7 protein-coding genes are annotated in these 12307 nt (G+C 46.2%); 1 reads left to right on the top strand and 6 read right to left on the bottom strand.

All coding sequences use genetic code 11. The features are described 5' to 3' along the window. Positions 1–55: 55 nt before the first annotated feature. Positions 56–1915, top strand: a complete 1860-nt coding sequence (locus AC59IL_RS16760) for a hypothetical protein (protein ID WP_496553319.1) — start codon at positions 56–58, stop codon at positions 1913–1915. A 67-nt stretch (positions 1916–1982) separates the two neighbouring features. Here the strand turns inward: AC59IL_RS16760 and AC59IL_RS16755 are convergent, their stop codons facing one another. The 6 genes from AC59IL_RS16755 to AC59IL_RS16730 form a co-directional block, all read right to left on the bottom strand. Further along, the gene (locus AC59IL_RS16755) at positions 1983–5873 is read right to left on the bottom strand and encodes a hypothetical protein (protein ID WP_496553318.1); all 3891 of its coding nucleotides are present in this window, start codon (positions 5871–5873) and stop codon (positions 1983–1985) included. A 56-nt stretch (positions 5874–5929) separates the two neighbouring features. Then, the gene (locus AC59IL_RS16750) at positions 5930–6685 is read right to left on the bottom strand and encodes a hypothetical protein (protein ID WP_496553317.1); all 756 of its coding nucleotides are present in this window, start codon (positions 6683–6685) and stop codon (positions 5930–5932) included. Between the two features lie 50 nt (positions 6686–6735). Then, positions 6736–8352, bottom strand: coding sequence for a hypothetical protein (locus tag AC59IL_RS16745; protein ID WP_496553316.1), 1617 nt, complete (start codon positions 8350–8352; stop codon positions 6736–6738). 10 nt (positions 8353–8362) lie between these two features. Then, positions 8363–9430, bottom strand: a complete 1068-nt coding sequence (locus tag AC59IL_RS16740) for a polyprenyl synthetase family protein (protein WP_496553315.1) — start codon at positions 9428–9430, stop codon at positions 8363–8365. A gap of 81 nt (positions 9431–9511) precedes the next feature. After that, a complete protein-coding gene (locus tag AC59IL_RS16735) occupies positions 9512–10915 on the bottom strand; it encodes a hypothetical protein (RefSeq protein ID WP_496553314.1) in 1404 nt (467 codons plus the stop codon). Between the two features lie 33 nt (positions 10916–10948). Further along, the gene (locus AC59IL_RS16730) at positions 10949–12304 is read right to left on the bottom strand and encodes a hypothetical protein (RefSeq protein WP_496553313.1); all 1356 of its coding nucleotides are present in this window, start codon (positions 12302–12304) and stop codon (positions 10949–10951) included. Between the last annotated feature and the right edge of the window lie 3 nt (positions 12305–12307).

The following is a 12307-nucleotide window of genomic DNA, read 5'->3' as shown; positions in this document are numbered from 1 at the left end:
CATTACCATTAAATCTCAAAATCCCGAAATCTCAAAATCACAAAATTTATAACCCATGCAAAGTATTGCCTGCCGCACTGCCAGTGTAATCATTTTATATTTTACCCTATTTATTCAGGCAGTTCAGTCCCAATGGCCCGAAGTACCTGCTATTGACCTGTCGAAATTCAAGCCTTCTGATTTCACAGATGATGAGCTTGATATGCCTTATTACCTGAGCCATTTTCATACGTTTGCCAACAGCGTAATGGAAACGGGGCCCAACAAAGGGTTTATCAATATTGCGGTATGGCGTACCCCTGATGTAAACAAGCCTTATAATGCCCGCATCATGGAGAACATTCTTTCGCTCACTTATTTCTATTGTACCAATCGTCCATGGAATATATATTATGCATCTCCGGCGCTTCGGCTAAGATTGGAAGCTGCCTTATCGTTCTGGTGCAGTATCCAGAATACAGATGGCCGTTTTAGTGAGTATGGTCCGCAGCAATGGAACCTGCCGGCGACCGCTTTCAGCACAAAATTTATGGGTGAATCACTTCGGCTGCTTAAAGCCGGTCCTGCTATTGATACGGTTATTTTACATAATGTCATTGCTGCAGACCGAAAAGCTATTATGGCGGTACTTACCATCGAAGATCTTTACAAACACGGAAAAGATTATTCAAATCAGTACACGAATGTATGGGCAGGTGCACTGGCTTATTTAGCGCTTTATCCTGATGCTGAAATAAGCCGGTTGCTGGTTGAGCGTATAAAACAATCGGCAACCGATTTTCAAAGTCCGGCAGGATATTTTTATGAAGCAGGCGGTACCGATTTTGGTTATAACTTCAATACACATCACAGCAATTTGTGGATGGCGTATCACTACAGCCGGGGCACTGCTCTTGCCAATGAATTTACCGCAGAAGAAAAAAGATATTACACCTGGATAAGCTATAATGCTGTGCCTGAGCCGGGGGCCATCAACTATACCATCAACAGGGCCATAGAAATGCGCCAGAAAGCAACCACTACAGGAAGCTATTTTTCAGCCGGCCCTCTTGGTGAAGTTGTAGAAGGGGTTAGAGCTTTTAACATGAGCACCGAAGAAAAGAAAAAGGCCATTGCAGAAGCAAGGAAGAACCTCGAAAAAAACTGGCCCAATGTGCAGCCGTTTACACCAGGAGCATTCAGCGCATTTTCGCCCTATGCTTTCCTTCATCGTTCACATTACCAGTGGTATCCTTCACCACAGCAAAAAGAAGCTGCAGTAAAGAATCTGCCATACATAAAAAGCGACCGGTTCATTCACCAGAAAATGGACAGTCGCAATCCAACTGTATTTACATATGTACGTCGGCCCGGTTATTATGTCTGTTTTAATTCGGGCCCCCGCCTTAAACCACAACAACGTTATGGTATAGGGCTTCTGTGGCATCCGAAGGCCGGCTCTTTTTTACAATCGCAAACTGATACCGATGATGCTGCATGGGCTACAAAACCGCAGGGAGGCAAGCTTTATGAGGCGGATACACTGGATGCTTTATTTTTTATAAATAATAAAGCCATCAACCCTATACCTGGCAGTCATGATTTAAAAAACGGAGTTTTAGCTGTATCCTATAAATTAGGTGCTACCGGTAAAAAGTCAATTGTTTTTCATGATCAAACGATCGAAGTAACTATTCAACATCCCGGTCAATTCACAGAATACATTCCCCTGTTATTGAACAGTACCGATTCGGCCGGTATCATTTCGCCCGGCAAAGTAAAACTGAGCAAGCAGGGGGGAACCATCTATATTTTATTTGATGCTGCAGCAAAAGCAACAGTAAAAGAAACAACGCTCAAATCGGGCATGCAACGGGTATGGGTATTGAATATTGAAAGCAGTGATAAACTGCAGTATACTTTCAATATGCAGTAAGCACCTGGTGTTAATAAAAAGATCCCGCAAATATGCTTTGCGGGATCTGTATTGGGAACCACTGTTACTAATTGCCGAGTAAATTCACGGCAGTAACAATAGGGCAAAAAGCGCTTATCACCGCTAAAATAGCTTCTGCATCCTTTGATGAAAGTCCAAATACGTTTTCAAGAACGCCTTTGATCTTATCTTCTACCCAGCCCAGTACTTTGGCTGCCAGTTCGGCCCAGGCTTTCGGATCGGTGAACAACTTAATGAGAAACTCTTTCACAGCATCGAAGCATTTGCCTGCCAGATCGGCCAGTTTACCAACGTTCACATCCAGACTGATGTCGCCGAGCGAATATTGATTGCCTGCCAGCTGGAAGCCGGCAGTGAACTTTGCACCAAAGTTGCCTTTCTGCAGGTCGGCATATATATTCGACGATGCATACACGCCGGTATTTATATTCCATGTGCCCAATGGCCCGAGGTCGATGGAGCCGATGCCAACATTAATGTTACCTGTAACCGATAACATTTCGGCGGTAAAGCTGCCGGTAAGCGTTCCTGTAAAGATCCCTCCGAGCGAAGAGCCTGTTACCTGAAAATTGGCGCCGCTTTCATTGATGTCGACAAAAATGCTCTGACCTGCCCCGAGAATGGTTATTTTACCATTGATAAAGAAGTGTGGTTTTTGAAATTTTTCGGGTGCATTGGGCTGGGTGAATGTAGCGATGGATACCTGCGGTCCGCCGGTTCCTTCTGCAGCTGCAATACTGAAGAAGTTGTCGGTAAGCAAACTGATCTTGTCCATTTGGGCATCTACCCTGATCCCTTTATTTAAAACAATTTCAATGTCGGTATCTAATTTGAACAATAAGATCTGAAGACTGCCGCTGATCTTCGTTCCCTGCGGATAGTAGAAGGTGCCTATCGAAACACCTGCAGGCGACGGCACAAAATAGAACTGGGCTTCACGCGACACTTCAATTTCCTGTTTGCTGTTTTTCACCAGTTGCCAGTGTGTTACGGTTGAACTATCGCCCGAGCCTGCCTGTTCGGTTATATACCATTTTCCGTTTTTTGAATCGTTAAAGATCATCATTCCGTCGCTCGTAGCAGGAAAGCTTTCCTGCTTGCCGTAATTCACGAAATCACTTTGTATTACATCGCCTTTGAAGTTGTTCAGCGCATCTTCGAATGTTGCCGATACATTATTGGGAACCGTAAAGGCGCCGTTTTTGGTGCCTTTAATAGCTACTGCATCCATTGCCGACTTCAACGGTGCCGGTATTTCTTCACTTACTTCACCCACGAGTTTGTCAACAACATCTCCCAGTGTAATATTGCTCAAAGCTCCTGCAATCATGCTTTCGGATGGGGTCGATGTATTGATCAATACCGCGAGAGTGCTGTCGAATAAATCTTCTACCATCAGTTGCGCTGCAAATCCAAAACTTGGCAATCCTTCGAACGAAATACCGAGTTCGAGGGCAAGACCGCCCAGTTGGAAGGGGCCAAATGGCAAAGGCTTGTCGGTTTTCAGCGTTCCCGATGCAAATACGCCGTTTGCAACTACGGTAAGTATTACATCAAAATCAAGATTATTGCCTTCGAGTATTGTTTTCAGCGAAGCGGCCAAACTGAACGCAAAACCATCATCGCCGCCTGCCATCACCATGATCGTTCCTGTTAAACAGGTATTCTGATAACCGAGCGCTCCGGCGCATGTTCGCTGGCTGACATCGTTTACAGGTGTAAGAAAGGTCGTGAGCGATACGCCGAGCTGGAATTGTTTTTTTTGTGTTAAGTATGCCACAAAACCATCCAGCTGTGTACCCTCGGGTATCTTAAGCAAATCGATCAATGCGCCCAGTATTTTGTTCTTTTTGGTAAATACCGTACTGGTATAAAGGAAGAAACCGGGTTGAATACCCCGTGCAATAGCCGGCAGGGTGATCTTTGATTTGCCCAGGCTGGGTTGATTAAACTGTTCAAATCCCGGGAAGGTAAATGATTGATCGTTTAATGTTGAAACGGCCAGCGTAAATGTCTGGAACGGGAACCACGATGCAAAGGCATTTACACTGTCTGATACGCCGCCCGACATATTTCCGAGCTGATCTATTTCGATCTGCAAACCGGCCGCAACGCCCCAGCCGTTAGCGCCTTTTTTAAGCACAAATGCCAGGCTGCCGATTTTGTCGATGACGGTGCCGAGCTCCATTTTATAATCACTGCCCATTTTGGTGAGCAGGATATACGATTGGGTAAACGTAAGATCGAATCCGCCGGGTGCATCAATTGGTTTTTGAATGAAGAAAGATACAATATCGGTGAGCGATACCGTTGGAAAATCGCCCCTGATGATAACGTCGCCGGGTATCTGGTAATTAGATGTTAGCGTTACTCCTGCAATTTGCGCAGTTCCAAAAAAAGTACCGGTTAAATCGCCCGATGCAGGCTTTAACAGGAACATACCCACATTGCTGAAGGTTAATTGGGTTACGCCAAGCGATATGATCCATGGCTTTGGTTGTTGCGCCATCTGCAGAATAAGGGAATAATAATTTCCCGGCGAAACGGTCAGCTCAACGGTATCGATCGACAAATCGCTTACCGGCGGAATGCCGGGAGCGTAAGTGCTCATGAGTGATGACAATGGCACGTCGAAGCCTTCGGCTACAGAAGCCATTATAGTAAAGCTGGTTGATTTTTGGGCATAAATGTTAACCGGTACACCTGCAATATCTACGCTGCCCTGTACCAGTATGTCGATAGCGCGCGTTGCCGAATCGAACGGGTTTTGTGCCGACAGCGTTGCAGATGCCGATTTTACTTCGAAATAGCCGGGCCATATATTCCAGTTGAGCTTTGGCATGCCTATCGTTATCGAAGCGGCGCTTACATCCAATGCTTTGCCGTATCCAATCGTTACACTTGCATATTTAATTCCCAGGCCGCCCAGGTCGCCGGTTTGAACGGCGCCGGGAAAAGAACTTAAAACATTGTCTATTCCCAATATATCAAGGAGGTCGCTGAAATGGCCGATGGGTGAGTTCTCAAAGTTGGCAATCAGTTGAACTGCTTTTGCCCCGGGAGGTGTTACCACGGTAACGTCTATTTGCGCTTTTGCACTGGGTATAGCAAAGGTTCCGGTGTAGGCAACCGTTGTGGTAAAGGTGCTGTTCTTTCCAAACCAATCTGTACTGGTTGTGCTGTACAGCCTGAAAAAATCGGCGGTGAATGTCATACTGCCGAGCGCAAACGGTCCTTTGGCCAAACCTGCTTTCAGATTAATGCCCGGCACCGCTCCCTGCATTTCCCAGGGAAATTGATTGGGCTTCAGCGGTGGCGTAATAGTTCCGTCATAGGGAATATTAATAGTACCCTGTAATGTAAGGTCGCCACCATTACCAATAAGTGTTTCAAACACGCTTAAGATGCCGGTCGGCGTCAGGTCGGCCGTGAAGTTAATGCCACCGATCACATCCTGGCCCGCTATCGTTTGTTCGCAGGTAGAAACCAGAAACTGCGCATTTTTCATTTCCAGTGCGTCGAGCGGACTGGTTGGCTCCGAGTCGGGCTGCGATACATCGAAAACCGTTGGCAGGTTGGGAAAGCTATCTGAGAATTTCCATTTTTTGGGGGGAGGCGTTGAGCCGATCACCGTATAACTGAAAAGGGCCTGCACATTTCCTGCAACGATAGTAAGCGTAAGGGTTACAGGAACGCTGGTTGTTGTTAAAACAAATTCGCCGGTTCCGTTAATGATAACTGCTGTTCCTTCGCTTGCGGGGTTTGCCTGTGCATTGGCAATTTCAATTGGCTGGTTATTGAATGCGTAGCGGATGAGCCCGGGTATCAGGTTCCCTGCATCGATCGATTGTAAGGTGCTGCCATCGATGATGATCTTTTTTCCGGGAATGGTTCCGTCGTCTGCAATATTGAGTAATGTCCGGATAGGGTTATTCATAAGCCTGGCGCATTAGTGGTTAAATGATTTTGTTGGTTCATATGTATGTCGGCTTCTTAGCGTTTACCTTTTTTGGCAGTGAACGATGCTATACCAAATTTGGAATAATCAGTAAGGCCGTATAATTCGGCCCATACCTCGGTGTTGAAGAAGTCGGATAGATTTTGTTCAGATGGGAAAACAAAATAGCCGAGGTTGGCATCGAAATATTCGTAGATGGCCGGAAATTTTTCAGACCCCGATAAATCCTGGCGATAGCCAAACGATATGGCATGACCGCCTTTTGTGCCGCGCATTTCAATAAGAAAGTAGGAGGGACCGTTTTTTGTTACCGCGGCCTTCATGCGCTTTAATATCTCTATCGAAGCCAGCACATTGCTTTGTGTGAACTTTTCATACGAGTTCATGCCGGGGCCGAACCGTTGTTTAATACGGTCGTTCATGAATTGTTTGATCTTTGTGATCAATGCTGGTTTCTCTTCCTTTTCGGCAATTTCATACTCAAGCTGCAGCAGTTCGAGGTTGAGCCGGTATTCATCGAGCATGGCTTGTGATGCCGCCTGTATATCGAGGTATTTGGGCGGAATGCGGCTTGTGTTCGGCCAAACATTCGTGGCATCCCTGATTCCGTTTACAAAATCAAACGGGCCTGGCTGCCCTGCCTGATAAGCCGTTACAAAATCAAAGGACATGGCAAAACATACACCCCCGCTGTTATTGGCTTTTAGCAGCGGATCGGTACTTTGATCAACCCACACAACGAATGCACCTTTGTATTTATCAACGTAGTTACGCCAGGTTTGTTTATCCATGTTAATGGTATTTAATGGTTGCCTGTATTTGTTTTTTGTTATGCACCGGTTTAATTGGCGCCCAGCTGTTGATTCATCAACGCCTTCACCAGTTTTGTTACTTCGTTGCTGATGGCTGTGAGATGGCTGTTAAACTGGGTTTTGACGGCGGTTACTATTTTTTGCTGAACGTCTGGCGTATTGAGCACTTTTTGCACGGCAGGACCCAGCCCCGACTGATCGGAAATGGTGATTTGCATATTGCTTACGTTCGGCACCTGAAAATCGATGCTGTTAAACGTTACTACCAGTTGGCTTGCATCGTCGCCATCGGGCGTTATAACACTGCTCAGCGAAACTGATTTTACCGTTACTGTGATGCCGAATTGCAGGTTACCTCCCGAATACGAGGCCGAAAAATCGGCGGTAGCGGTAGTTCCGGCGTTTAAAGATCCCAGTAACAAAGCAATCCTGAGCGTGGGCGGTGCTAAAATCATACTGGCTGCCGGCACTGTTGAATTGGGAAAACCGGTAATAACAATGTTCGATAAGGTTACATTCGATAGTTTAAATCCTGCAAAAATTTCAAAAGACCCAATATTCAGGTTCTCGGGCCTGAACGGATTCAATGGCGGGTTCTGGTAGCTGTCTAACAAATTTTTCACATACCAGTTGCTGTTCGGATTGTTCAGTGAATACCTGATGCGGTCAAAGAGATACAGATCCACTTTATTGGTGGCTTGTTGCCCCTCATCGCCCGGTAATGGTCCCGTTACCGCCCCTAAACGGGCATCGAGGAAATTGCCTGTCTGACTGTTCAGGGTATTCGATATCGCATTAATATTGTCGGGTCCGTTCAGGGCATCCTGCATTTGCGTAAACACCGCTGTACTGGCATCACCGGCGCTCATGAATGAGGTAATGAGATCGGAAATAATATCCTGAAAGTCAGATTCAGTGGTGAGCTGGGCTTTAATGTTGGTGAATTGCGGCGCTCCGGTACCGGTTGTAACCAGGGTTAATTTGGTGATGACCAGGTTTAAACCCGACCGGTTAGGGGCCACCGTTATTTTTAAAGATGCGTTAAAATTCAGTTGGGTAATATCTGCCGAAAAGGTACCTTCTCCCACGATCTGAACAGGCGGCGCTGAAGGATCGATGCATGTTGAATCGTCAAGGCTGTTCGATAAACACAGGTTTTGTGTTAAGATGAACGGAACGTTTAACGACAAAGGCGTTATTTTTTGTCCGGGTTGCAGTCCGCCCGGATTATTCGTCCAGTAATTGAACTGCATTTTGATATCGGCCGTTACCGTAGCGCTTGCCTCGTCGTAATTGTAATTGGTAAAGTCGGTTACATATACATTTTCGAGGCCGTTGATGATGACTTTATTAACGCCTTTTGGATCTTTCAAATCGAGTGAAGGATCAGGGTCTTTGGGCCAGGGAATGGCCGGCGTACCGTTGATCTGAAAATATTGATTGGCGATATTCTTCGCAATGGCCAGGCCGCTTGAACCTCCCAGTTTTCCTATCGTCCAGCTGTCTTCTTTAAGCGGCAGCAACGGCGTACCGCCGTTTTGAATGTTCCCCAGCAATACGGGAAGAAAGTTTTTTGACTTCGGATCATTGGCCGAGGTCTTTATGGTGCGAAAAATGAATGCAAATAGTTTTGAATTGCCTCCCATAATAATCTTTTTAAATTTTTCTGTCTACAGTATACAGCGCTATTTCCTCGAGGGCATCTCTGTATGTGTTTTTGGGAAAATGTTTTAAATATTCAAGGGCATCCAATGCCTCATACCGGGCATCGGCATACGATCGTTCAATGGCCTGGGTCGATTTGATGGCCATGATCTCGTTGCTGAGATCATGGGGCGGTTGCATTTCACCACGCATTATTTTACTTAATGTATGCGTGGCGCCCAGCTCTTCCATAGCGTAAATGATGGGTAAGGTTATCCTGCGTCGTACCAGGTCAACGCCCACCTGTTTACCTGAATCGGCCTCATCCTGCAGAAAGTCGAACAGGTCATCCATAATCTGAAAGGCCCTGCCAACACGACGGCCATAAAATCCGATCCTTCTTGAATCGCCTGTATGCGCTTTTGCCATCGCCATTCCGGTTTCGCAGGCCAATCCGAACATGATCGCTGTTTTTCGTTCAATAACATCAAAATAGCGTTGACGAAGGGCTACCAGATTCCAGTTGGGATTTGTTTCCAGTTCGTCGAGCTCGCCGGTGCAAATATTGAAAGCGGTATCGAGCACCATTTTTACCAAACCCATTTCGCTGTTTGTTTCAACGGCATCTACAAAGGTTCTGATGGCCTGTACAAACTGCAGGTCGCCCACCAGTATGGCTGCATTGGTGCCGCGTTTTGCATTTACCGATGAAAGTCCCCGGCGCAATAAGGCATCATCGATGATGTCGTCGTGAATAAGCGTTGCCACATGCAGCATTTCGAGCGAAGCGCTTGCTTTTATGATCTTATGCGACAGTTCTTCATCGCCCCGCAACAGCCGGGCAGCTAACAGCAGCATAACCGGCCTGATTTTTTTGCCTCGTTTATAAATCTGTTGCTCGGTGTCGGTTAAATGCCTGGCCTGCGGTTCAAGGGCGGTTTTAAGGGTTTCTTCAAATCGGGCCATATCCGGGGCCAGCATATTTTCGAGTATATGATTTAAGGGGTTCGACTTCCCTTTATCGCCTGCATACAATGCACTTGCCCGGGGCACATCTATTTCGTATTGATCGTTTGCCACTGTTTGTGTTTTGTTGTATTGTATGAAGTACCGCCATGTTATGTCCCTGACAGAACATAACATGGCTTTCAGTTTCATTTTTTAACTAATCGACATTGATTGTAACACAACCTTCTCCAGAATGCTTTGAATGCCTGATTGTATTTTGCTTTGTAATAAACTTTTTACAAAATGCATATTGGCCAGGCGTTCGCGTACGATGTCGGCAGTTTTGCCTTGCCAGTTTTTGTCATCTACTTCAATATAAAAACCGGGTAATGTTACCTGTGCTTCTTTCACTTTCCAGGCGGCTGTTCGCTTATTATATTTTAAGGTAATCGTAGCTTCCAGTCCTTTCAGGTTGGCCTGGCAATCGCCGGCCCACAACAACTCAGGTTGCAAACCTTTTATGACGGTCAGTTCTTCCTGGAACAGAAACATCTTTTCCCTGATCATTTTACGTTCATTGCCGCTTAAAATTCTCCATCCGTTTTGCAGGGCGGCTACATCGGCGCCTCCTTCTTTGCTGTCTTCATCATATGCCTGATCGATCATGTTGTTAAATTGTTCGTCAGACAGCTGTATCATGCTCAGGGTGGTATCATTCAGTTTGCCGTATACCTGGGGTCCGGTAAGGTGAGCAGGTTGCGTACCATCGCTTCCTGTTTGATTTACCGTTTCGTTGAAGCTTGCTGCTGCTTTCGCCGCATCGTTATACTTTGTTTCAAGCGCTGTGTTCCCATCTCTGCGGGCCTGTATGGCCATAATTCTGAGCGCGATGGCAACATTCGTTTGTTGCGAGGCTGCATTATAGTTGTAGGTGAAGCCATTGGCATATAACTTGTCGGGCGAGTTAACAACAGTGCTGCTGTTTATGGCATCATGGGTATCTCTCGACATTTGCGTGGTGGCGCCGCCGGCGGCCCATAAGGTTCTCAAATTGGCGCTGGTTACAAATGCGGTATTGTATGCTTCGCTGTGTGTGTTATAGTTCGACATCAGCGTTGGCCCGTGAACCGTTCCCTGAATGGGATCGCGCTGACTGCGGGCCTGTGTTACCATAGCATCTATTTCGGCCTGGGATAGTGGCTGTACGCCATTGTCAGATGAACCTGCCTCCCCGCATGTGTGCGGGGCAAACGTTTCGTTCAGCTCGCGCATATTGCCTCCGGTATCGAGGTTTATTTTGCCTGCATATTTTGTATTGATTTCATAACGGCCTTTTAATGTAGCATCGTTTAAACGCATAGCTATGGTGAGCTCATTTCCGGTATAGCTGCATGCACCGGTGTTCAGTGCCGGATTGTTCAGGACGCTTAGTGCAAAATCCCTGAAGCGAAACGACAAATGACCATTTTCAAAATCCACGTTTTCGGGCATTTCGGCATGAAAGGCGAGGGGATAAAAAGGGGTATTGTTAAGCTGAATGCTGTTATACTCCTGTTTTAAACCGGCATTCAATCTTGTTTCAAGCGACTTCCAGTCGAATGTTTTATCCTTTTTCATAGTTGACTATTTTCAAATAATTTAAGTTGATGGTTATTGGGGAAAGGATACGTTAAATCCTTCCACTATCAGTGTGTTTCCCTGTGGCACAAGCGCCGCGCCGGGGGCGGCAGAAAGCTGTATGTTTATGCCTTCTATTTGTTTGGTTATGGTAGCGCTTTTGTACACTTCAATGTTTTGCGCTGCCTGCTTTATGATCTGGTTTACGATCTTTCCTTTAAATATTGCCGATAGCAGATCTACAAAGCCTGCCGCCAGGGCTGCGAGGGTTGAGCCGATAACGCCGCTCCATTTGGGGGCTGCAATGATTTGAATGCTGTCGATTTCGCCGATACTTAGCAGTACGCTTTCTGTTGTACTTACTGTTACGCTGAAGGGAATATCTAACGGGTTGGGTTTATAATCAATGGAAAAACTTGATACTACTTTGTCCCAGTCAGACGGGTTTGAAATAGCATCGATGGCAGTACCAATGGGGCATAGCAAGGTTTTGGCGATGGCTGTTGCCGTTCCGGCCAATTCGCCATAACCGCTTATATCGGTAATTTGTATACTTGCCAATGTTTTATTGTCCTGAATTTTACCGGATACGCTTTTGAGTGTTCCCTGTATTTCGGCGCTGGCATTTGCGGCGCTGTCGCCGGTTGAATCGGATGCTTTTAACGGCATGTTCGCCAGCTTTTCTGTTAAAAGGGCATTAATAACGGATAACCCGGCCTGAAGATAAGCGTTCAGTGAGTTGGGCGGCGTGTAATTATCAAGGTTTGTTGCCGGGCTGCTTTGCATAGAAGTGGCTACTACCAGCTCATTGTTGTTGGTGATATCCATCACTGCGTTCTGAAATTTGGTGGTGGTATACTCCGATGGTATCTGCGGGAACGGGATCGCGTTCAACAGCTTGTTTACGGTATTCAACGCATAGGGAATGATCAGTCCGTTTACGATGGCTTTGGTGATGCCGTCTTTTGCCCACTCGCTTTCGTCGATCCAAACCGACAGGCCTGTTACATTCAATACATTATTCGTCAATGAAAATTCAGCATATACTTCAATGTTGCCTGTTGTTGATACCGATACGCCGGCCAATTTGCCACTTATATTCAGGTTGTTCACCAGTACCTGAAATACATTGCCGGCAGGCGGTTGTCCGGTTTGTTGCGTACCGTCGGCGCCAAACGATTGCTGCCATTTGGTTGTTGCAGGAGGGGCCAGCACTACTGAAGGGCTATTCTGCATAACAATGTCAACAGTAACCGAAATGCCATCGATAACCTGCGAAAACTTTTGTGTAAATATTTTTGATTGCGCTACAGGATTCCCAAACAGGCTTGTTAGTGTGTTGTTTAAGCCGGTTTGGGTCATTCCTACAGCAATGTCAAAGACTGCCATATG

It is taken from the genome of Niastella sp. sgz303648 (genome assembly GCF_059587045.1).
Note: the sequence above shows the minus strand (reverse complement) of the source record. Positions and strands in the feature narration are given on the sequence as shown.

What these genes read in the sequence shown, in the direction of transcription:
- AC59IL_RS16760 (WP_496553319.1), top strand. Translation starts at nt 56, where the DNA reads ATGCAAAGTATTGCCTGCCGCACTGCCAGTGTAATCATTTTATATTTT.
- AC59IL_RS16745 (WP_496553316.1), bottom strand. Translation starts at nt 8,352, where the DNA reads ATGGGAGGCAATTCAAAACTATTTGCATTCATTTTTCGCACCATAAAG.
- AC59IL_RS16735 (WP_496553314.1), bottom strand. Translation starts at nt 10,915, where the DNA reads ATGAAAAAGGATAAAACATTCGACTGGAAGTCGCTTGAAACAAGATTG.
- AC59IL_RS16755 (WP_496553318.1), bottom strand. Translation starts at nt 5,873, where the DNA reads ATGAATAACCCTATCCGGACATTACTCAATATTGCAGACGACGGAACC.
- AC59IL_RS16730 (WP_496553313.1), bottom strand. Translation starts at nt 12,304, where the DNA reads ATGGCAGTCTTTGACATTGCTGTAGGAATGACCCAAACCGGCTTAAAC.
- AC59IL_RS16750 (WP_496553317.1), bottom strand. Translation starts at nt 6,685, where the DNA reads ATGGATAAACAAACCTGGCGTAACTACGTTGATAAATACAAAGGTGCA.